This window comes from Cellulomonas sp. KU4C (assembly GCF_056868065.1).
Genome location: NZ_CP200322.1, coordinates 2,094,064 through 2,115,267, shown reverse-complemented (window position 1 = coordinate 2,115,267; position 21,204 = coordinate 2,094,064). Strand labels below are relative to the sequence as shown.

The following is a 21,204-nucleotide window of genomic DNA, read 5'->3' as shown; positions in this document are numbered from 1 at the left end:
CCTGCGACCCCGGGCCCGACCCGGTGCGACCCAGGTCGTACCCCGGGATGACCCCCGGACCGGGCCCCGGGTGGACGACACCGCGCCACGCCGCTCCGTAGCGTCGAGGGCACCGGATACGCCGATCACCAGGAGCACTGCCGTGGACCCGTTCACCCCCGCCGGAGCACCCGCCCCGCACGCCGCACCCCCCGCCGGACCGCCGGCCCACGCCGCGCCGGCCGCCCAGGCCGCCGTCCGCGCCCGGGGCCTGACCAAGGTCTACGGGCGCGGCGAGGCCGAGGTCCGCGCCCTGGCCGGGGTCGACGTCGACTTCGCGGCCGGTGAGTTCACCGCGATCATGGGCCCGTCCGGCTCCGGCAAGTCCACGCTGATGCACGTCCTCGCCGGGCTGGACGCCGCGACCGCGGGCTCCGCGTTCCTCGGCCCCACCGACGTCACCACCCTCGACGACGACGCCCTGACCCGGCTGCGCCGCGACCGCGTCGGCTTCGTGTTCCAGTCGTTCAACCTGCTGCCGATGTTCACCGCGGAGCAGAACATCCTGCTGCCGCTGGAGCTCGCCGGCGCCCCCGTCGACCGCGCCTGGTTCGACACCCTCGTGACCACGCTCGGGCTCACCCGGCGCCTCACGCACCGGCCCTCCGAGCTGTCCGGCGGGCAGCAGCAGCGCGTCGCGATCGCCCGCGCCCTGATCGCCAAGCCGGAGGTCGTGTTCGCCGACGAGCCCACCGGTAACCTCGACTCGCGCTCCGGCGCCGAGGTGCTGAGCTTCCTGCGCCGCTCGGTGCGGGCTGGGCCGCACGATCATCATGGTCACCCACGACCCGACGGCCGCCGCCTACGCCGACCGCGTGGTGCTGCTCGCCGACGGCCGGATCGCGGGCGACATCGTCGACCCGACGCCCGAGGCCGTGCTCGCCGGGCTGGACGCGCTGCGCCAGCTCGAGGTCGCCGACGTCCCGGCAGGTGCCTGATGTGGCGCCTCACCCTGGCGCAGATGCGCCGCAGCCTCGGGCGGCTGACCGCCGCGGGCATCGCGATCGCGATCGGCACGGCCTTCGTCGCGGCGACGCTGCTCGCCGGTGACGTGATGCGGCGGATCTCCTACGACTCCATCACGGCGTCGTACGGGACCGCCGACCTGATCGGCAGCTCCCCGCAGGCGCTCACCGACGCGACGATGGACGCGGTGCGGTCCCAGCCCGGCGTCGCCGGCGCGGATCCCCGCGTGATCGTCCCGTACGTGCACCTCACCGCGGGCGACAAGCAGATCACGCAGACCTTCGTCCCCGTGCCGAGCGACGACGCCTTCGACACCCAGCAGGTCACCGCGGGCGAGCTGCCCGCCGGCGACGACGAGATCGCGCTGCCGGAGCGCTCCGCCGAGCGGCTCGGCGTCGCGCTCGGCGACCGCGTCACGGTGTCCTACAACGAGTGGCAGCGCACCCCCGACGAGAAGGACGACGGGGCGACCGTCCTGGAGCGCGACCAGGCCGTCACGGTCGTCGCGCTGACCACGGACCCCACGGCCGCGTGGGCCCAGTACGACGGCGTGGGCATGTCCACGACCGAGGCGGTGCTGCGCTGGTCCGGCTGGGGCCGCGGCCCCGAGGCCCAGCCGCTCGAGGTCGCCGGCACCAACCAGGTGCTGATCGCCCTGGAGCCGGGCGCCGACACCGCGGTCGTGCAGGACGCCGTGCGCGGCGTCCTCGCGACGGGCGCGGGCGAGCCGCTGGTGCTCACCCGCGACGCCGCGGCCGAGCGCGCGATCTCCGGCGACGGCACCAGCGCCATCCTCCTGGTGGTCCTGGCGTTCGCCGCCGTCGCGATGGTCGTCGCCGGCCTCGTGATCGCCAACACGTTCCAGGTGCTGGTCGCCCAGCGCACCCGCATGCTCGCGCTGCTGCGCTGCGTGGGCGCGGTGCGGTCCCAGGTCCGGCGGTCGGTCCTGCTCGAGGCGACGATCCTCGGCGCGGTCGCGTCCGCCGCCGGTGCGCTGCTCGGCACGCTCCTGGTCCAGCTCGCGCTCCTCGCGATGCGGGGCGCGGACCTGCCGTTCCCGGTCCCCGCGGTCGTGCGGCCCACCGTCGCGAGCGTGCTCGCGCCGCTGCTGGTCGGCACCGTGGTCACCGTCCTGGCGGCACTGACGCCCGCCCGCGTCGCCACCCGCGTCGCCCCGGTCGCGGCCCTGCGCCCTGCCGACGCGCCGGCGCTCGGCAGCGGGGCCGGTCGGGTCCGGCTGGTGCTGAGCCTGCTCGCCGTCGTCGGCGGCGCGGTGCTGCTGGCCGCCGGGGTCGTCCTGTCCCGGACCGTCGACCCGGCGCTCGCCCTCGGCGTCGCGTTCCTCGGCGGTGCGGCGTCGTTCGTCGGCGTGCTCGTCAGCGCCGTGTTCTGGATGCCGAAGGTCGTGGCCGCCACCGGCGGGCTCGTCGGCCGCACCGGGGTGCCGGCCCGGCTGGCCGCCGCCAACACCGGACGCAACCCGGCCCGCACGGCCGCGACCAGCACCGCGCTGCTGATCGGCGTCACCCTGGTGACGATGATGAGCACCGGCGCCGTCACCTCCCGTGCCACCCTCGACGGCGAGCTCGACGCCCGGTTCCCGGTGGACCTGCAGGTCTCGGCACCGACCTCCGTCGACGCCGAGGGTCGCACCGTGATCGAGCCGCTGCCCGCCGGCACCGCCGACCGGCTGCGCGAGGTCGCGGGCGTGTCAGACGTCGCCGTCCTGCCGACCGCCACCGTGGCGATCGGGGACGCCGGGGAGACCGCGACGGCCGTCGCCGTCAGCCCCGACCAGGCCGCCGACGTGCTCCGCGACCCCGACCTCGTCGAGGCGGTCACGGACGCCACCGTGGTCGTGCCGTCGAGCATGGCCTCGTACTTCCACCTGAGCGACGGCGACACCCTCTCGCTCGCCCTCGGGGACGCGCTCACCGGCCAGGCGGAGCCCGGCGCCGCGAGCACCGACCTGCGGGTGGTCGTCAGCGACCTGGACGACTGGTCGGTGCTGGTGACGCCCGGCACGCTCGACGCGATCGGCTCCGCCGGCACGCCGTCGACGGCGTGGGTCCGGGTCGCCGACATCGACGCCTCCGGGCGCGTGGTCCAGGGCGTCCAGGACCTCACGCTGGACTCGGTGCTCGACATCTCCGGCGCGGCGGTCGAGCGCGCGCTCTACCAGCGGACGATCGACGTGATGCTGGCCGTGGTCGTCGGGCTGCTCGCGGTCGCGGTCGTCATCGCCCTGATCGGCGTGACCAACACCCTCAGCCTGTCGGTCATCGAGCGCCGCCGTGAGTCCGCGACGCTGCGCGCGCTCGGTCTGACCCGGCGGCAGCTGCGGGCGTCGATGGCGGTCGAGGGCGCCCTGATCGCCGGGGTCGGCGCGGTGGTCGGCGTCCTGCTCGGGCTGGCCTACGGCTGGCTGGGCTCCGCCTCGGTGCTCGCGTCCCTGTCGGACGTGCAGCTCCGGGTCCCGTGGCGGGACCTCGCCGCGGTGCTGCTGGTCGCACTGGTCGCCGGGGTGCTGGCGTCGGTGCTCCCGGGCCGCAGCGCGGCGCGCACCCCGCCGGTCGCGGCGCTCGCCGTGGACTGAGCGGCCCGGGCGCCCGACGGCGTCCGACCCGCGCGGGGTCGTCCGGTCGTGGACCGGGCGGCCCCGCCGTCGTCCACCCGCCGTTCACCTAGCCGCGGTCGGCCTCGCCGTCGCGGCGCTCCCCCGGCGTGCCGAACGTCCAGCCCACCACCGCGGGCACGAGCAGCAGCCCGCCGGTGACGAGGGCGAGCACGAGGACCCCGACCGACCAGGGCGCCACCTCGACGCCCAGCCAGCCGATCGCGAGCACCACCAGCAGGATCTGGACCGTCATCACCGGTGCGCGGCCCCAGCGGTGGCCCTGGAGCAGGGCGCGGCCCGCGCCGCCGAGCAGCGCGCCCATCCCGGCCGCGAGGACCGCGAGGAACACGACCGGCCCCGGCAGGTCGGTCCCGCGGACCAGCGCGACCACGCAGGCCACCGCCGCGACGAGCAGCGCCGCGGCTTGGGCGAGCACCAGCGCGGTGAGCACGCGGACCGGGACCGGGGGGCGCGCGGGCCGGGGCGGGAGCGGGGCGGGCGGGGGCGTGGCGGTCACGTCGCGACCCTAGCGGCGCCGGTCCCGCCACGCCCCGTCTCCCGGGGTTCGACGGTCTCGACGTCGCCGCAGGTCAGCGCGCCGGGGCCCTCCGCCGTCGGGACCTTCGTCCCAGCGTGCGGGTGGAATTGGCGCCGGGAGCGCCGACCGGAGTAGCCTGCGGCCGAGGCGTCCAGGATCCCCACAGGTGTGACCGACGCCTCAGTCGTTACGCGCGAGAAACCTCCGCGTAACCCCTTGTGCGCCGTCTGCGCCCATGTGAATCTTGTACTCAGCAGTTCGAATCCCGAGCGCCGACGCTCACGCCCCCGCGAATCCCTTGCGTCGACGTGTGCTTCTGCGCCCCCACGCCACCCAGCCCCCTGGTGAGTGGCATGCCCCCGTGCTGAGGAGTGTTTTCGATGGATTGGCGCCACCGCGCAGCGTGCCTGACCGAGGACCCGGAGCTGTTCTTCCCGATCGGCAACACGGGCCCGGCCCTGCTGCAGATCGAGGAGGCGAAGGCCGTGTGCCGTCGCTGCGACGTCGTCGACACGTGCCTCAAGTGGGCCCTCGAGTCCGGTCAGGACGCCGGCGTCTGGGGCGGCCTGTCCGAGGACGAGCGCCGCGCCCTCAAGCGCCGCACCGCCCGCCAGCGCCGCGCCGGCTGACCACCCGCCGCGCACCCGCCGCCGACGCCCGCCGCCCCTTCCGGGGCAGGCGGGCGTCGTCGCGTCCACCCCGGGCCGCTCCCGCGCGCCCGCTCCCCCGGGCTCGGGCGACGAGAGGTCACGACACGCGAGCGTCCACCCCGGACCACCCGCGTGTCGTGACCTCTCGCCGCCACGCACCTCCCGACGCCGACGCCGAGATGGCAGCGCCCGCCTGTGCGCGCGGGTGGCGACGCAGGCGGGCGGTGTCATCTCGGCGGTGCGGGCGCTCGCCCGGTCCCACCCACCCGCTCCCCCGGGGCCCGGGCGACGAGAGGTCACGACACGCCGGCGCCCGCCCCGGACCACCCGCGTGTCGTGACCTCTCGCCGCCACGCGCCTCCCGACGCCGAGACCGACGCCGACGCCGACGCCGAGATGGCAGTGCCCGCCTGGGCGCGCGGGTGGCGACGCAGGCGGGCGGTGTCATCTCGGCGGCGCGGCGCGGGCGCGGGGCGGCGCGGGGCCGGGAGAGCGCGGGTGCGGGTGCGCGGCGTCGCCGCGCTACGCGACCGTGTTCGCGTGGTTCGGGGTGCGCAGGGTGGCGCGGAGCTCGACCTGGGTGCCGCCGCCCTCGCGGGCCGACCACGCGATGGACCCGCGCAGCTCGTTGGTGACGAGGGTCGAGACGATCTGGGTGCCGAGCCCGGTGCCCGCGCCCGCGTCGGCGGGGATGCCCGCGCCGTCGTCGGCGACGATGACCGTGACCTCGTCGTCGACGCGGTCGGCGGTGACCTCGACGGTCCCGGACTCCCGGCCCGCCAGGCCGTGCTCGACGGCGTTGGTCACCAGCTCGGTGAGCACCAGCGCGAGGGCCGTGGCGTCCTCGGCGGAGACCGGCCCGAAGGTGCCGCGCACGACGGTGCGGACGCTGTTGCCGGCGGAGGCGACGTCGGCGGCGAGCCGCAGGGACCGGCCGACCAGGTCGTCGAACACCACGGTCTCGTCGAGGGTCTGCGACAGGGTCTCGTGCACCAGCGCGATGGTGGCGACGCGGCGCATGGCCTCCTCGAGGGCGGCCCGGGCCTCGGGGACCTTGATGCGCCGGGCCTGCAGCCGCAGCAGCGCCGCGACGGTCTGCAGGTTGTTCTTCACGCGGTGGTGGATCTCGCGGATCGTCGCGTCCTTGGTGATGAGCTCCCGCTCGCGACGCCGGAGCTCGGACACGTCGCGGCACAGCAGCACGGCGCCGATCCGCTCGTGGTCCTCGGTGAGCGGGACGGCACGCAGGGACAGCGCGACGCCGTGCGCCTCGATGTCGGTCCGCCACGGCGCGCGGCCCATGAGCACCAGGGGCATCGACTCGTCGACGGTGGACTTCTGCTCGACCAGGTCGGCGACCACCTCGACCAGCGACCGGCCCACGAGGTCGTCCATCGCGCCGAGCCGGTGGAAGCAGGACAGGGCGTTGGGGCTGGCGTAGAGCACCTCGCCCTCGGAGTTGAGCCGCACCAGGCCGTCGCCGACCCGGGGTGCGCCCCGCCGGGGGCCGGTGGCGGCGTTGGGCAGCGGGAACTCGCCGCGCGCGATCATCGCCATCAGGTCGTCCGCGGCCTCGACGTAGTTGAGCTCGAGGCGGCTGGGGGTCCGCGCGCCGCCGAGGTTGGTCTGCCGGGCGATGACGGCGATGGCCCGGCCGTCGCGCACGACGGGGACGGCCTCCTCCCGCACGGCGTAGGAGCCGAACCAGCGGGGCTCGCGCGACCGCAGCGACTTCACCTCGCTGAGCGAGCGTGCGAGCTGCGGGCGCTGGCCGTCGGGTGCGCGGGAGCCGACGACGTCGTCGTAGTGCACCGTGGCGCCGGTGCTGGGTCGGCACTGGGCGACCGCGACGAAGTCGCCCTCCGCGACCGGCAGCCACAGCACCAGGTCGGCGAACGCGAGGTCGGAGATGACCTGCCAGTCGCCGACCAGCAGGTGCAACCACTCGAGGTCCGCGGCGTCGAGGTCGGAGTGGCGCTGCACGAGCTCGCTCAGGGTGGACACCGTCCCAGCGTAGACACCACCGCCGGGCCCGGGCGCGGGGCGTCCACGCGTCACCCGCGCCGCCACGCCACGCCCGCCGCCCGCCTGCGCACGCGCCGCGGTCACCCGGCGGATAATGTCGCCTCAGCACCCCGCACCCCCGCGTCCCGCGCTCCTGGAAGGACCCGTCGTGCACCTGCAGGTCACCCTCTCCGTCCCCGCCGACCCCCGGACGACCGGGGCGATGCTGGCCGACCCCGCGTACGTCGCCGCGAAGGTGCGCGCGAGCGGCGCCGAGGAGCTGGCGGTCGACGTCGCGCCGGGCGAGGACGGCTCGTTCACGGTGACCACCCGCCGGTCGCTGCCGACCGACCAGATCCCGCCGCAGGCGCGGGCGTTCGTCGGGTCGCGCCTGGAGGTGCGCCAGGTGGAGGCGTGGGAGCCTGCCACGCCGGACGGCTCGCGCACGGGCACGGTCGCGGTGGAGATCGCCGGCGCGCCGGTGCGCCTGACCGGCACGGTGGTGCTGAGCGGTGACGGCGACGGGTCGCGGATCACGTACGACGGCGACCTGCGGGCGAACGTGCCGCTGTTCGGCGCGGCCGTCGAGGAGGCCGCGGCCGGCGCGGTGCGTGGTGCGCTGCAGGCCGAGGAGGCCGTCGCCCGCGACTGGGTCGCCGGCACCTCCCGCGCCTGAGCGGACGCGTAACGATTCCGTAACGCGACTCACCCCGTCAGGTCGCTGACCTGCGCGGATGCACCCGTGGAAGCGTTTCCACACCCGTTCGGGCGACCCGTGGCTTGACACCCCTCCCCTCCGCCCGCGAGGGTCAGGTCATGGGCGTGGAAGCGCTCCCGCACCTGGTGTTGGGAACGCTCTCACGATCGGCGCCAGCGATGGCGCTCCAGGCGCCAGCGATGGCGCTCCAGGCGCCAGCGACGGCGCCACAACGGACGCGGCGATGACGCCGCCGGATGACGAGGGAGTCAAGGTGCGCAGGAGCACGCGCAAGACGTGGGTGGCCGTGGCCGGAGCGACGGGCGTGGCCCTGCTCGCCACGGCGTGCGGCGGCGGGTCGTCGGACGACGCCGCCGGCGATGACGGCGGGAAGGTCACGCTGACCATCTCGACGTTCAACCAGTTCGGCTACGAGGACCTCCTCAAGCAGTACGAGGAGGAGCACCCGAACATCACGATCGAGCACAACAAGTTCGGCAAGTCCGACGACGCCAAGGAGCAGTTCCAGACGGCGCTCGGCGCCGGCTCGGGCCTCGCGGACGTCGTGGGCGCCGAGGTCGACTGGATGCCGCAGATCATCCAGTACTCGGACCAGTTCGTGGACCTGACCAGCGACTCCGTCGACGGTCGCTGGAACCAGTGGACCCTGGACCAGGCGACGTCGCAGGACGGCGCGCTGCTCGGCTACCCCACCGACATCGGCCCCGAGGCCATCGCCTACCGCGCCGACCTGTTCGCCGCCGCCGGCCTGCCGACGGACCGCGAGGCGGTCGCCGACCTCTTCGGCGGCGACGACGCCACCTGGGACGACTTCTTCGCCGTCGGCGACCAGTTCATGGCCGCGGGCACCGGCCCGGCGTTCTTCGACTCGGCCGACGCGATCGCCCAGGGCATGATCAACCAGGTCGAGGTGCCCTTCGAGGACCCCGACTCCGGCGAGATCATCGCGCTCGACAACCCCGAGATCCGCGACATCTACGACACGATCCTGTCGCACGGCAACCAGTCCGCCGGTCTCAAGCAGTGGGAGACCGACTGGACCAACGCCTTCCAGAGCAACGGCTTCGCGGTCGCGCTCGCCCCGGCCTGGTTCCTCGGCAACATCGAGGGCAACGCGGCCGGCGTCGAGGGCTGGGACATCGCCAACGTCTTCCCCGGCGGCGGCGGCAACTGGGGCGGCTCGTTCCTGACCGTCCCGACGATGTCGGAGCACCCGGAGGAGGCCAAGGCGCTCGCCGACTGGCTGACCGCCCCCGAGCAGCAGCTCAAGGCGTTCGCGGTGAACGGCAACTTCCCGAGCCAGATCGACGCGCAGAAGTCGGACGAGCTTCCAGGGCATGACCCGCGAGTTCTTCAACAACGCCCCCACCGGCGCGATCTACACGGACCGCTCCGCGGGCATCTCGACCCAGCCGTTCAAGGGCGAGAACTACTTCACCGTCCGCAACGGCCTGTCCGACGCCTTCAACCGCGTCGACGTCGACAAGTCGATGACGCCCGACGAGTCCTGGAAGGGCTTCGAGGACGCGGTCGCCGCGATCGGCTGACCCTCCGGGCCGGGCCGTCGGGACACCCCGGCGGCCCGGCCCGTCGCGCGCGGCCCGTCGCGCGCCCGCTCGACCCCGCAGTCCCACCCCGCACGAAGGAACACGATGGCCACCCAGACGGCGCCCCCGGTGGGCGCGGCACCGCGCAGCGGTGACGACCGCCCACCCCGCAAGATCGGCTTCCGGCAGACGCTGGGCCGCTGGGACGTGAAGGTCTCGCCCTACCTGTACATCTCGCCGTTCTTCCTGCTGTTCGCCGTCGTCGGCCTGTTCCCGCTGCTCTACACCGGCTGGGTCTCGCTGCACGAGTGGAGCCTCATCGGCGGCAAGGGCGAGTTCGTCGGGTTCGACAACTTCACCTTCGTGCTCGGCCAGACCTTCTTCTGGAAGGCGCTGCGCAACACGCTGAGCATCTTCCTGCTGTCGACCGTCCCCCAGGTCGTCGCCGCCCTCGTGATCGCCGCGATGCTGGACGCGAACCTGCGGGCCAAGACGTTCTGGCGGATGGGCGTCCTGCTCCCCTACGTCGTCGCCCCCGTGGCCGTCGGCCTGGTGTTCTCGCAGATGTTCGCCGACGGCTCCGGCATGATCAACACGATCCTCGGCCACATCGGCATCGACCCGATCGGCTGGCACAAGGACGCGCTCGCGTCGCACCTCGCCATCTCCTCGATGGTGAACTTCCGCTGGACCGGCTACAACGCGCTGATCCTGCTGGCCGCGATGCAGGCGATCCCCCGCGACCTGTACGAGGCCGCCACGCTCGACGGCGCCAACCGGCTGCGGCAGTTCTTCTCCATCACCGTCCCGATGGTCCGGCCCACGATGATCTTCGTGATCCTGACGTCGACCATCGGCGGCCTGCAGATCTTCGACGAGCCGCGCATGTACGACGCGACCGGCCTCGGCGGCTCCAACGGCCAGTGGAAGACCGTCACGCTCTACCTGTACGAGCTCGGCTGGAACAAGCAGCAGCTCGGACGCGCGGCGGCGGTCGCCTGGCTGCTGTTCCTGATCATCATCCTGTTCGCGCTGCTCAACAACTGGCTGACGCGACGGATCGCGTCGGCGGACGACATGAGCCGCTCCGCCAAGGCCGCCCGGAGGCAGACGCGCCGCAACGGCCGCGAGCTCACCCGGCGCGTCAAGCAGACGTCCGACGCCGCGGTCACCGCCGCGGCCCCGATCGAGGTGGATCCCCGATGAGCGCCCCGTCCATCCCCGTCATCGAGCAGACCGCCGGCAAGGGCGCGGCGCGCGCGGCGGCCCGCAAGCGCGGCCGCGGCGGCAACGGCGGCGGCGCCGACCGGCGTCCGGGCTGGGTGACCTACCTGGTCCTCGGCGCGTTCGTGCTGATCTCCGCGTACCCGCTGTACTTCACGTTCCAGCTGGCGTCCTCGACGTCCGCGGAGGTCGCGCAGAACCCGATCCCGGCGTTCCTGCCGGGCGGGCACTTCCTCGACAACCTGCAGCGCGTGTTCGACGCCGACATCGACCTGGTGCGTGCCACCGGCAACTCGCTGGTCGTGGCGCTGGTGACCAGCGCGTCCGTGGTGTTCTTCTCCACGCTCGCCGGGTACTCGTTCTCCAAGCTGCGGTTCAAGGGCCGCGGCCCGCTGCTGGTGTTCGTCATCGCGACGATGGCCGTGCCGACCCAGCTCGGCGTCGTGCCGCTCTACATCGTGATGCGCCAGCTCGGCCTCACCGGCAACCTGCTGGCGGTGATCCTGCCGGCGCTGGTCACCGCGTTCGGCGTGTTCTGGATGACCCAGTACCTCGACTCCGCGCTCCCCTACGAGCTCATCGAGGCCGCCCGCGTGGACGGCGCGTCGATGTTCCGGACGTTCTGGTCGGTCGCGCTGCCGGCCGCCCGGCCCGCCGCCGCGATGCTCGCGCTGTTCACCTTCATCACGTCGTGGACGAACTTCTTCTGGCCGTCGATCGTCCTCGGCACCCAGAACCCCACGCTGCCGGTGGCGCTGAAGCTGCTGCAGGCCGGGTTCTTCCAGGACCTGCCGCTGATCATGGCGGGCGTCGTCCTGTCGATCATCCCGCTGCTCCTGCTGTTCCTGGTCGCCGGTCGCCAGCTCGTCGCCGGCATCATGGCCGGGGCCGTCAAGGGCTGACCGTTACGCTTCCGCGCGGGGGCCCGGACCCGGGTCCCCGCGCACCAGCGGCGAGCCGTGGGCCCGTGCCCCCGCCCGGCCACCCGTCATCCCAGCAAGGGGGCGATCCACCGTGATCGACCAGACTGTCCCGTCGACGACCGCGCCCACCCTCGAGCAGGTCGCCGAGCGCGCCGGCGTCTCGCGGTCCACCGCGTCCCGCGCGATCAACGGCGGCCTGCGCGTGTCCCCCGAGGCGATGGAGTCCGTCGCCGCCGCGGTCGCCGAGCTCGGCTACACGCCGAACCGCGCCGCGCGGTCCCTGGTGACCCGGCGCACCGAGTCCGTCGCCCTCGTGGTGCCCGAGCCCGACGAGCGCGTGCTGTCCGACCCGTTCTTCGCGGGCGTGCTCAACGGCGTATCCACCCCGCTCGCGCAGTCCGACCTGCAGCTGCTGCTCATCATCGCGCGGCCCGGCGAGTCCGAGCGGACCGCCCGCTACCTGCGCGCCGGGCACGTCGACGGCGCGATCGTCGTGTCCCACCACCGGGACGACTCCATCGACCGCGCCCTGCAGGGCTCGGGGCTCCCGACCGTGTTCATCGGCCGCCCGCTGGCCGGCGGCGAGACGGCGGCCGTGGTCGACACCGACAACGTGCGCGGCGGGCGCCTCGCCACGGAGCACCTGATCGGCCTCGGCCGGCGGCGGATCGGCACGATCACCGGGCCCGCGGACATGTCCGCGGGCATCGACCGGCTCGCCGGGTGGCGCGCCGCGCTCACCGAGGCGGGTCTGCCCGACGACGCCGTCGTGCACGGCGACTTCACCGTCGACGGCGGTGCGGCGGGCGTCCGCGAGCTGCTCGAGCGGCACCCCGACCTGGACGCGGTGTTCATCGCCTCCGACCTGATGGCCGCGGGTGCGCTGCCCGTGCTCGCCGAGCTGGGTCGGGACGTGCCCGGGGACGTCGCGGTCGTCGGCTACGACAACTCTGGCCTGGCCACCACCACGAAGCCGAACCTCACGACGGTGACCCAGCCGGTCATCGCGATGGCCCGCGCCGCCGGCGAGGAGCTGGTCGCCCAGCTCCAGGGCCGCGAGCCGCGCCGCGACCCGCACATCTTCGAGCCGGAGCTCGTCGTCCGCGGCTCCGCCTGACCCACCCCGCGCGTTTCCCGCCCCGCGAGGGCGCACGAGACACCACGAGGGCGTACTCCGTGGAGTACGCCCTCGTGGCGTCGGATGCGCCCTGGCGGCCGCGGTCAGCGGGCCGCGGGTGCGGTCAGCGGGTGCGGTCAGCGGGTGCGGTCGATGTGGCCGAAGCGGTGCCGGGTGCGGCTGACCGCCTGCTCGCGGACGACCGTCATCAGCTCGCGTCGGGCGCTCGCGACGACCGGGGCGTCCAGGACGGTGACCTCGCCGGTGCGCAGGACCGCCGCGGCGCGCAGGCCGGGGGCGGTGCCGACCACGCGGACCCGCCCGGTGACCTCGCCCGCGACCACCCGGGCGGCGAACGCGTCGTCCGGCTCGTCCGCGGCCCGGCTGACGGTGACCGGCACCCCGACGGTCCGGGCGGCGCCGAGCACGCGCGCCAGGTCGCGGTCCCGGGCGTCGGCGCCGACCCGCACGGTCAGGTGCGGCACGGGGCGGTGCCGCAGCGTGTTCTCCTCCGCGGCCAGGCCGGTGGGGTCGCGGTCGACGCCGAGCTCGTCCTGCCACACCCGGGCGTCGTCGCGCTGCGCCCACGCGAGCCACGCGTCGTCGTCCAGCGCGGCCACGTCGTCGTCGTCCGCCCAGGTGCCGAGCTGCGCGACGTAGGACGGGCCGCCGGCCTTGGCGCCGGGTCCGACGACGGACGCCTTCCAGCCACCGAACGGCTGGCGCTGCACGACCGCCCCCGTGATGTGCCGGTTGACGTAGGCGTTGCCCACCTCGACCCGCTCGAGCCAGTGCGCGATCTCGGCCTCGTCCAGCGAGTGCAGGCCGCCGGTCAGCCCGAGCGCGACCTGGTTCTGCACCGCGATCGCCTCGTCCAGGGTGTCGACCCGGATCACGCCGAGCACGGGCCCGAAGCACTCCGTCAGGTGGAACCACGACCCGGGGCGCACGCCGTGCTTCACGCCCGGCGTCCACAGCCGGCCCTCGTCGTCGAGCCGGCGCGGCCGCACCAGCCAGCCCTCGCCCTCGTCCAGCGTGGTCAGCGCCCGCAGCAGCCTGCCCGACGCGGGCTCGACCAGCGGGCCCATCGCGGTGCCGAGGTCGTCCGACCAGCCGACCCGCAGCGAGGTGACCGCGTCCGCGAGCTGCCGGCGCAGCCGGTCGGACGTCCCGGCCGAGCCGACGAGGATCGCCAGCGACGCCGCCGAGCACTTCTGCCCCGCGTGCCCGAACGCCGACCGCACCAGGTCCGCGACGGCGAGGTCGACGTCGGCGGACGGGGTGATGACCAGCGCGTTCTTGCCCGACGTCTCCGCGAGCACGTCGAGGTCGGGCCGCCAGCCGGCGAACAGCTGCGCGGTCTCCAACGAGCCGGTCAGCAGCACCCGCGCGACGTCGGGGTGCGTCACGAGGCGCCGGCCGACCTCGCCCTCGGGCGACAGCACGACCTGGAGCGCCGGCTCGGTGACGCCGGCCGCGTCGAGCGCGCCCTGGACGGCGGCCATCGCCACCCGGACGCACCGCGGGGTCTGGGGCGCGGGCTTGACCAGCACCGGCGACCCGGCCGCGAGCGCCGCGAGCGTCGAGCCGACCGGGATCGCGACCGGGAAGTTCCACGGCGGGGTGACGACGGTGACGCCGTGCGGCGTGAACCGGGCGCCGGCGACGCGGCCGTCCGCGAGGTCCTCGGCGCGGTCGGCGTAGTACCGGGCGAAGTCCACGGCCTCGCTGACCTCGGGGTCGGCCTCGGCGACGGTCTTGCCGCCCTCGTGCACCATCGTCGCGACCAGGTCGCCGCGGGCGGCCTCGAGCGCGTCCGCGGCGCGGCGCAGCACCTCGGCGCGCTCGGCGGGGGTCCGGGCGGACCACACGGGCGCGGCGGCGGCGGCGCGGGCCACGACGGCGTCGACCTCGGCGGTGGTGGCGACCTCGACGGCCCCGGCGGGCGGCTCGACGTCGTGCGCCACGAGCCCCGCGGCCCAGGCCCGGGACTCGGCGACGGCCGGGTCGGTGTCGGCGGCGTTGCGGAACGCGCCGGGCAGCACCTCGTGCACGGACTCGGCCCGCGGCAGCCGGCGACGCTCGGTGGGCACGGCCTCGGCGTCGTGCACCGAGGCGAGGAACGCGCGCTCCTGCCCGCCGATCCCGCGGTCGGGGTCGGGCACCTCGCCCTCGGCGAACAGCGCGTGCAGGAAGTTCTGGTGGGCGGAGTTCTCCTCCAGCCGGCGCACCAGGTAGGAGATCGCGACGTCGAAGTCCTGCTTCGCGACGACCGGCGTGTACAGGAGCACCTGGCCGACCTCGCGCTGCACGGCGCGGGCCTGCGCCGGCGCCATGCCCTGCAGCATCTCGACGTCGAGCGCCTCGGTCACGCCGCGCGCCTCCGCGAGCAGGTGCGCGTACGCGACGTGGAACAGGTTGTGGCTGGCGACGCCGACCCGCAGGGCGCCGGTGCGGTCGGGGTCGAGGGCCCGGCGCACGAGCCGGACGTAGTGCGCGTCGACCTCGGGCTTGTCGGCGTACGGCGCCTGCTCCCAGTCGTGCAGCTCGGCCTCGACCTGCTCCATCGCGAGGTTCGCGCCCTTGACCAGGCGGACCTTGAGCCGGGCACCGCCGGCCGCGACCCGGCGGCGGGCGATCGCGGTGATCTCCTCGAGCGCGGCGGAGGTGTCGGGCAGGTACGCCTGGAGCACGATGCCGAGCTCGTGGTGCCGGACGGCAGGGTCGGAGACGAGCTCGTCGAACACCCGGACGGTCAGCGCGAGGTCGCGGTACTCCTCCATGTCGAGGTTGACGAACGTGCCGGACTCCGCGGCGGCCCGGTACAGGGGGCGCAGCCGCTGCACGACGCGCCGGACGCTGCCCTCGGTGTCCCAGGTGGACAGCTGGCTGGCGACCGCGGACACCTTGACCGACACGTAGTCCACGTCGGGGCGCGCGACCAGCTCGGCGACGCGCTGCAGCCGCCGGTTCGCCTCGTCCTCCCCGAGCACGGCCTCGCCCAGCAGGTTGAGGTTGAGCCGGAACCCGTCGCGGCGCGCGCGGGCGATGTGGCCCGCCAGCCCGGGGCCGGCGTCCGCGACGAGGTGGCCGACGAGCTGACGCAGCCGGATCCGGGCCGCGGGGACGACCGCCGAGGGCAGCACCGGGGCGACGCGGGCGCCCACCCCCAGCAGCACGCGGTCGACGGCGCCGAGGAACCCGGCGGCGTCCGCGGCCCGGTCGCCCAGGTCCGCGAGCTCCGCGGCGGCGACCCGCACGTCCTGCGGGCGGGCCACCCGGTCGACGAACCGCACCGCGAGCTCGAGGCCCGCCGGGTCGGCGACCAGCGCGGCGAGCCGGCCCGTGGCGCGGCGCTCGGCCGGGGTCTCGTCGGCGGCGGTGGCCGACATCCAGCGGCGGGCCAGGTGCACGGCGGCGGCGGTGAGGTCGGCGTCGGGACCGGCGGGCACAGCGGCGGGCTGAGGGGCCGGCGCGGGGCTGCCGGGGTGCGCGGCGGGGGCCGCGGGGTCGGTCGTCGTCATGGCGGGATCCTTCCCTGGCGGGCCGGGGCGCGTCTTGCACCGATCACGCGGGCCACGGCCCCGGATCCGTGACACGTGCGCGTCATCCGCACCGCCTACGCTGCCTGCGACATGGCACGCCGTCCACCGCTCACGACCGCCGCCTCCCCGGAGGCCGGTGCGCTGCTGCGCGCCCTCACCCCGGCGCTGCTGCGCCTGTGCGACGACCTGACCGGCACGATGTTCTGCGCCAAGGACGTCACCGGCCGGTACGTCGTCGTCAACGAGGCGTTCGTGCGCCGCACCCCCGAGCGGTCGCGGCGGGCGGTGGTCGGGCGCACCGCGAGCGAGCTGTTCGAGCCGCACCTCGCGGAGCGGTACGACGCCCAGGACCGCGACGTGCTCGCGGACGGGCGCTCGATGCACCGGGAAGCTCGAGCTGATCCGCCGGCCCGGCGGTCCGCCCGGGTGGTACCTGTCGTCCAAGGTCCCGGTCCGGGACGACGCGGGCGCCGTGGTCGGGCTGGTGAGCATCTCCCAGGCCCTGCGCGCGGGCGACGCCGACGCCGCGACCGTGGCCGCGCTGTCCCGCGTCGCGGCGTTCGTGCAGGCCAGGCTCGCGACGCCGCCGACGGTCGCGGAGCTCGCCGCGGCCGCGGGATGCTCGACGTCCACGCTCGACCGCCGGGTGCGCCGGGTGTACGCGCTGTCGCCCCAGCAGTACGTGCTGCGGGCGCGGGTCGACCACGCCGCGGCGCTGCTCGGCGGCGGGGACCTGCCGCTGGCCGAGGTCGCGGCCGCCGCCGGGTTCTACGACCAGGCGTCGTTCACGCGGACGTTCGGGCGGCTGACCGGCGAGACCCCGGCCCAGTTCCGCCGCGCCGCGCGCACCGCCCCGACCCCCGTGGCGCCCGCCGCCGACCCGCTGCCGTGGCCGCGTCCGGCGGCCTGGGACACGATGGAGCCATGACAGCTGACCGTCGGACCCCCACCGTCCAGCTCCCCGGCGGCGCGATGCCGCTGCTCGGCCTCGGCACCTGGCAGTCCGAGGGCACCGACGCCGAACGCGCCGTCATCGCCGCCCTCGAGCTCGGCTACACGCACGTCGACACCGCCACCGGGTACGGCAACGAGGCCGAGGTCGGCCGCGCGCTCGCCGCCGTCGGCATCGACCGGGACGCCGTGTTCGTCACCACCAAGCTCCCGCCGGACCACGCGGGCCGCGAGCGCCAGACGCTGATGGAGTCGCTCGCGCACCTCGGCACCGACCACCTGGACCTGTGGCTGATCCACTGGCCGCCGCACAAGCAGGCGACGCCCGCGACGTGGGAGCAGCTCATCGCCGCCCGTGACGAGGGCCTGGTCCGGTCGATCGGCGTCTCGAACTACTCGGTGGCGCAGATCGACGAGCTGATCGCCGCGACCGGCGAGGCCCCCGCCGTGAACCAGATCCCGTGGAGCCCGACCGACTGGGACGCCGCGCTGGTCGCCGAGCACGAGGCCCGCGGCGTCCGGATCGAGGGGTACAGCGCGTTCAAGCGCACCGACCTCGACCACCCGGTGCTCACCGAGGTCGCCGCCGCGCACGACGCCAGCACCCGCCAGGTCGTCCTGGCGTGGCACCTCGCGCACGAGGTCGTCGTCATCCCGAAGTCGACCAGCCGCGAGCGGATCGAGCACAACCTCGCCGCGCTGGACCTGACGCTGACCGCCGACGAGGTCGCGCGGATCGACGGCCTGGGCGGCGCGTGACCGACCCGGCACCCGCACCCGCCGCCCCGCCCGGCCGTCGCGCCCGGCGGGTGGCGGAGCGTGGGCGGCGGCAAGGCGGGCGGCAGCAGGGTGGGCGGGAGCAGGGCGGGCGGCGGCAGGGCGGCGAGGGCCGCGGGGCCGGGCGCGCCCGCGTCGTGGTCGCGTCGGCCACCAGCGCCCTGCTCGTCGCCGCCGTGGCGGTCGCCGGCGTCCAGCTGCACGCGGGTCGGGAGCGGGCCGCCGAGGCCGAGCGCACCGCCGTGGCCCTCGGGCTGCAGGCCGAGCTGGCCGCGCAGGAGGACGCGTTCCTGACCGACCGCGGGCGCGCGGCGCTCCTGGACGCGTCGCTGCGCTCGTCCGACACCGCCCGGGCGGCACGCGAGCAGGCAGCGGCCGAGGCCGCCGTCGCGCAGGCCGCCGCCGAGGCCGAGGCCGCACGCGTCGCCGAGGAGCAGGCCGCCGCCGAGGCCGCCGCGCAGGCCCAGGCCGCCCGCGACGCCGCGGCGAAGCCCGGCTCCTCCGGGACCGCCGGCGCCCCCGGCATCGCCGGCTACCGCGACGGCCGCCCCGTCGACGCGGCGGGGAACGTCCTGTGGGTGACGTCCGTGCCCACCGCCGACGGCGACGGCTCGAACGGCCACATGCCGATGTCGGCGATGTGCCGGGTCCCGTGGGGCACCGACCAGCTCGGGTTCGCCCAGTACCTGCGGTGCGACGCCGCCGACGCGCTCACGGCGCTGAACGACGCGTTCACCGCCGCGTTCGGCGCGCCGCTCGACCTCGACCTGACCTACCGGTCCTACGACGACCAGGTCGCGATGAAGGCCGCGTTCGGCGGGCTCGCCGCCGCACCGGGCACGTCGTCGCACGGCCTGGGCACCGCGCTCGACGTCCAGGAGTGGCCCGGCACCTACGGGTTCGGCACCGCCCGGTACGACTGGCTGGTCGCGAACGGCCCGACCTACGGCTGGTACGCCCCCGCGCGGGTCCGGCAGGGCCAGCCGTACGCGGAGTACTGGCACTTCGAGTACGGGCCCGGCCGCACGTCCTGAGCGGCCGGTGCCGGTGTGGCACAGTGGCCCCGACCCGGCGGCTCACCCGTGGGGGCGGCGACGAGGCCGCGCCCGGGCCGGCGGACCAGATGCCCAGGAGGCGCCTGCATGACCGCGCACGAGCCGGACCCCACCGGGACCCCCACCGGCCCCCTGACCACCGCCCTCGCCCAGCTGTCGTCGGCCGTCGAGCTGCTCGGCTACGACGAGGGCCTGCACCAGATGCTCGCCACCCCGCGCCGCGAGCTGCACGTCGCGGTCCCGCTGCGCCGGGACGACGGGCGGGTCGAGCTGCACGCCGGCTACCGGGTGCAGCACAACATCTCCCGCGGTCCCGGCAAGGGCGGCCTGCGGTACGCCCCGGGCGTGGACATCGACGAGGTGCGCGCCCTGGCGATGTGGATGACGTGGAAGTGCGCGGTCGTCGAGCTGCCCTACGGCGGCGCGAAGGGAGGCGTGGCGATCGACCCGCGGGGCTACTCCCCCGCGGAGCTCGAGCGGGTCACCCGGCGGTACACCTCCGAGGTGATGCCGATCATCGGCCCGGAGCGGGACATCATGGCGCCCGACGTCGGCACCACCGAGCAGACGATGAGCTGGGTGATGGACACCTACTCGGTGAACTCCGGGTACACCATCCCCGCCGTCGTCACGGGCAAGCCGCTCGCCGTCGGCGGCTCCCTCGGCCGCGCCACCGCGACCTCCCGCGGCGTCGTGCACGCCACGGCCGCCGCGCTCGCCGACGCCGGCACCGAGCTCGCCGAGGTGACCGCCGCCGTCCAGGGGTTCGGCAAGGTCGGCTCGCACGCCGCACGGTTCCTCGCCGAGGGCGGCGCCCGCGTCGTCGCCGTCAGCGACCAGTACGGCGGCGTGCACGCACCCGGCGGGCTCGACGTCGCCGCGCTGCTCGCGCACGTCGCCGAGACCGGGTCCGTCGTGGACTTCGCCGGCGCCGACCCGATCGACAACGACGCCCTGCTGGCGCTCGACGTCGACGTCCTGATCCCCGCCGCCGTCGAGGACGTGCTCGACGAGGACACCGCCCGCACCGTCAAGGCCCGCTGGGTCGTCGAGGGCGCGAACGGCCCCACCACCAGCGCCGGCGACCGGGTGCTCGCCGAGCGCGGGATCACCGTCGTGCCGGACATCCTCGCCAACGCGGGCGGCGTGGTCGTGTCGTACTTCGAGTGGGTGCAGGCCAACCAGGCCTACTGGTGGACCGAGCGGGAGATCGAGGACCGCCTCGAGCACCGGATGCGGTCCGCGTACGCCGCCGTCGCCCAGCGGGCCCGCGCCGACGGGATCACCCTGCGGGACGCGGCGCTCGTCATCGGGGTCCGCCGGGTCGCCGAGGCGCACCAGCTGCGCGGCCTGTACCCGTGACCACCGGCCCGTGACCACCGGCCCGGGCCCGCGGCCCGGCGTGTGACCCGCGACGCGGCGGAGCCGGGAAGCACCTCCCGGCCCGCCGCGTTGGCCCTGGTGTGAGCACCGACCCGCAGACCACCGCCGTCCCCCTGTCCGTCCTCGACCTGTCCCCGGTCGGGACGGGGCGCACCAGCGCGCAGGCCCTCGCCGACTCGACCGTCCTCGCGCAGCGCGCCGACGCGCTGGGCTACCGCCGGTTCTGGGTCGCGGAGCACCACTCGATGCCGGCGGTCGCGTCGACGTCCCCGGGCGTGCTGCTCGCGCACCTCGCCGCGTCGACCGAGCGGATCCGGGTCGGCTCCGGTGGCGTCATGCTGCCCAACCACCCGCCGCTGGTGATCGCCGAGCAGTTCGCGATGCTCGAGGCCCTGCACCCCGGCCGGGTCGACCTCGGCATCGGCCGCGCACCCGGCGCGGACCCCGCGACCGCCGCCGCGCTGCGCCGCACCGTCGAGGGCCTGGGCGCCGAGGACTTCCCCGCCGAGCTGCTCGACGTCCTGCACCTGCTGGGCCAGCTGCCCGCCGGGAAGGCGCCGAGCGCCACCGCGAGCCGCCTCGCCGCGACCCCGGCACCCACCGGCACGCCGCAGGTGTGGCTGCTCGGGTCCAGCACCTTCAGCGCCCAGCTGGCCGGCGAGCTCGGGCTGCCGTTCTCCTACGCGCACCACTTCGGCACCGGCATCACCACGCAGGCAGCGGAGGTGTACCGGGCGTCGTTCCGGCCGTCCGCGGTGCTCGACGCCCCGCACCTGATGGTGTCCGCGTCCGTGATCGTCGCCGAGTCCGACGAGCGCGCCGCGTGGCTCGCCGGCCCGAGCAAGGTGATGGCCGTCCGGCTGCGTACCGGCGGTGCCCTCGCGCCGATCGAGACCCCCGAGGACGCCGAGCACCTGCTCGCGTCGCTGGACCCCGACCAGGCGCGGGACTTCTTCGCCCGGTCCCCCGGCACCCAGGTCGCCACCACCGTCGGCCCCGCCGTCGAGGCCCTGCGCGAGCTGGTCCGCCGCACCGGCGCCGACGAGCTGCTGGTCACGTCCACGACCCACGACGTAGCGGACCGCGTCGCCACCCTGGAGGCCCTCGCCACCGCCTGGTGACGGGCAGGTGCGCCGCAGGGGGCGGGGTG

General features: G+C 75.4%; 15 protein-coding genes and 2 pseudogenes. 14 read left to right on the top strand and 3 right to left on the bottom strand.

Translation table 11 applies throughout. The annotated features are described in order from the left end of the window. Positions 1 to 250: 250 nt before the first annotated feature. Positions 251 to 977: pseudogene (locus AC1VL8_RS10095) on the top strand (ABC transporter ATP-binding protein). After that, positions 977 to 3,601, top strand: a complete 2,625-nt coding sequence (locus AC1VL8_RS10090; protein WP_483075074.1) for an ABC transporter permease — start codon at positions 977 to 979, stop codon at positions 3,599 to 3,601. Before AC1VL8_RS10095 ends, AC1VL8_RS10090 begins: the two are co-directional and overlap by 1 nt. 88 nt (positions 3,602 to 3,689) lie before the next feature. Here the strand turns inward: AC1VL8_RS10090 and AC1VL8_RS10085 are convergent, their stop codons facing one another. Beyond that, positions 3,690 to 4,139 carry a hypothetical protein gene (locus tag AC1VL8_RS10085; protein WP_483075073.1) on the bottom strand — a complete coding sequence of 150 codons (450 nt, stop codon included), beginning with the start codon at positions 4,137 to 4,139 and terminating at the stop codon, positions 3,690 to 3,692. Positions 4,140 to 4,540: 401 nt separating this feature from the next. Here AC1VL8_RS10085 and AC1VL8_RS10080 point away from each other — a divergent pair, with 401 nt between their 5' ends. Beyond that, entirely contained in the window at positions 4,541 to 4,789 is a 249-nt protein-coding gene (locus AC1VL8_RS10080) for a WhiB family transcriptional regulator (RefSeq protein WP_122151410.1), read from the top strand. 543 nt (positions 4,790 to 5,332) lie between these two features. On the opposite strand, the gene AC1VL8_RS10075 is transcribed toward AC1VL8_RS10080, so the two are convergent. After that, positions 5,333 to 6,814 carry a sensor histidine kinase gene (locus AC1VL8_RS10075; RefSeq protein ID WP_389226540.1) on the bottom strand — a complete coding sequence of 494 codons (1,482 nt, stop codon included), beginning with the start codon at positions 6,812 to 6,814 and terminating at the stop codon, positions 5,333 to 5,335. A 169-nt stretch (positions 6,815 to 6,983) separates the two neighbouring features. Between AC1VL8_RS10075 and AC1VL8_RS10070 the strand changes: the two genes are divergently transcribed. From AC1VL8_RS10070 to AC1VL8_RS10050, 5 genes are all read left to right on the top strand, one after another. Continuing rightward, positions 6,984 to 7,490: a DUF2505 domain-containing protein gene (locus AC1VL8_RS10070; RefSeq protein WP_483075072.1), complete on the top strand. Its 507-nt coding sequence runs from the start codon at positions 6,984 to 6,986 to the stop codon at positions 7,488 to 7,490. Positions 7,491 to 7,785: 295 nt separating this feature from the next. Beyond that, a complete protein-coding gene (locus AC1VL8_RS10065; RefSeq protein ID WP_483075071.1) occupies positions 7,786 to 9,234 on the top strand; it encodes an ABC transporter substrate-binding protein in 1,449 nt (482 codons plus the stop codon). Further along, complete coding sequence (locus AC1VL8_RS10060) at positions 9,185 to 10,285, top strand: carbohydrate ABC transporter permease (protein WP_483075070.1); 1,101 nt, start codon at positions 9,185 to 9,187, stop codon at positions 10,283 to 10,285. The genes AC1VL8_RS10065 and AC1VL8_RS10060 overlap by 50 nt, the downstream gene beginning before the upstream one ends. Then, the gene (locus tag AC1VL8_RS10055; protein WP_389226528.1) at positions 10,282 to 11,205 is read left to right on the top strand and encodes a carbohydrate ABC transporter permease; all 924 of its coding nucleotides are present in this window, start codon (positions 10,282 to 10,284) and stop codon (positions 11,203 to 11,205) included. Before AC1VL8_RS10060 ends, AC1VL8_RS10055 begins: the two co-directional genes overlap by 4 nt. A 115-nt stretch (positions 11,206 to 11,320) precedes the next feature. Beyond that, on the top strand, positions 11,321 to 12,343 hold the full coding sequence (locus tag AC1VL8_RS10050) for a LacI family DNA-binding transcriptional regulator (protein ID WP_483076229.1): 1,023 nt from the start codon (positions 11,321 to 11,323) through the stop codon (positions 12,341 to 12,343). Between the two features lie 137 nt (positions 12,344 to 12,480). On the opposite strand, the gene AC1VL8_RS10045 is transcribed toward AC1VL8_RS10050, so the two are convergent. Next, positions 12,481 to 15,867, bottom strand: a complete 3,387-nt coding sequence (locus tag AC1VL8_RS10045) for a proline dehydrogenase family protein (RefSeq protein ID WP_483075069.1) — start codon at positions 15,865 to 15,867, stop codon at positions 12,481 to 12,483. 111 nt (positions 15,868 to 15,978) lie between these two features. Here AC1VL8_RS10045 and AC1VL8_RS10040 point away from each other — a divergent pair. The 6 genes and pseudogenes from AC1VL8_RS10040 to AC1VL8_RS10015 form a co-directional block, all read left to right on the top strand. Beyond that, a pseudogene (locus AC1VL8_RS10040) lies at positions 15,979 to 16,242 on the top strand (AraC family transcriptional regulator); the annotation flags it as partial. 130 nt (positions 16,243 to 16,372) lie between these two features. After that, positions 16,373 to 16,816, top strand: coding sequence for a helix-turn-helix domain-containing protein (locus tag AC1VL8_RS10035; protein ID WP_483076228.1), 444 nt, complete (start codon positions 16,373 to 16,375; stop codon positions 16,814 to 16,816). Continuing rightward, positions 16,813 to 17,598, top strand: coding sequence for an aldo/keto reductase (locus AC1VL8_RS10030; RefSeq protein WP_483076227.1), 786 nt, complete (start codon positions 16,813 to 16,815; stop codon positions 17,596 to 17,598). Before AC1VL8_RS10035 ends, AC1VL8_RS10030 begins: the two co-directional genes overlap by 4 nt. Further along, positions 17,595 to 18,650, top strand: a complete 1,056-nt coding sequence (locus AC1VL8_RS10025) for a M15 family metallopeptidase (protein ID WP_483075068.1) — start codon at positions 17,595 to 17,597, stop codon at positions 18,648 to 18,650. Before AC1VL8_RS10030 ends, AC1VL8_RS10025 begins: the two co-directional genes overlap by 4 nt. Before the next feature lie 108 nt (positions 18,651 to 18,758). Further along, positions 18,759 to 20,033: a Glu/Leu/Phe/Val family dehydrogenase gene (locus AC1VL8_RS10020; protein WP_389226513.1), complete on the top strand. Its 1,275-nt coding sequence runs from the start codon at positions 18,759 to 18,761 to the stop codon at positions 20,031 to 20,033. Between the two features lie 101 nt (positions 20,034 to 20,134). Next, a complete protein-coding gene (locus AC1VL8_RS10015) occupies positions 20,135 to 21,175 on the top strand; it encodes an LLM class flavin-dependent oxidoreductase (RefSeq protein WP_483075067.1) in 1,041 nt (346 codons plus the stop codon). Positions 21,176 to 21,204 lie beyond the last annotated feature (29 nt).

Coding starts and splice junctions, on each gene's coding strand:
- AC1VL8_RS10090 (WP_483075074.1), top strand. CDS start 977: ATGTGGCGCCTCACCCTGGCGCAGATGCGCCGCAGCCTCGGGCGGCTG.
- AC1VL8_RS10080 (WP_122151410.1), top strand. CDS start 4,541: ATGGATTGGCGCCACCGCGCAGCGTGCCTGACCGAGGACCCGGAGCTG.
- AC1VL8_RS10060 (WP_483075070.1), top strand. CDS start 9,185: ATGGCCACCCAGACGGCGCCCCCGGTGGGCGCGGCACCGCGCAGCGGT.
- AC1VL8_RS10055 (WP_389226528.1), top strand. CDS start 10,282: ATGAGCGCCCCGTCCATCCCCGTCATCGAGCAGACCGCCGGCAAGGGC.
- AC1VL8_RS10045 (WP_483075069.1), bottom strand. CDS start 15,867: ATGACGACGACCGACCCCGCGGCCCCCGCCGCGCACCCCGGCAGCCCC.
- AC1VL8_RS10030 (WP_483076227.1), top strand. CDS start 16,813: ATGACAGCTGACCGTCGGACCCCCACCGTCCAGCTCCCCGGCGGCGCG.
- AC1VL8_RS10020 (WP_389226513.1), top strand. CDS start 18,759: ATGACCGCGCACGAGCCGGACCCCACCGGGACCCCCACCGGCCCCCTG.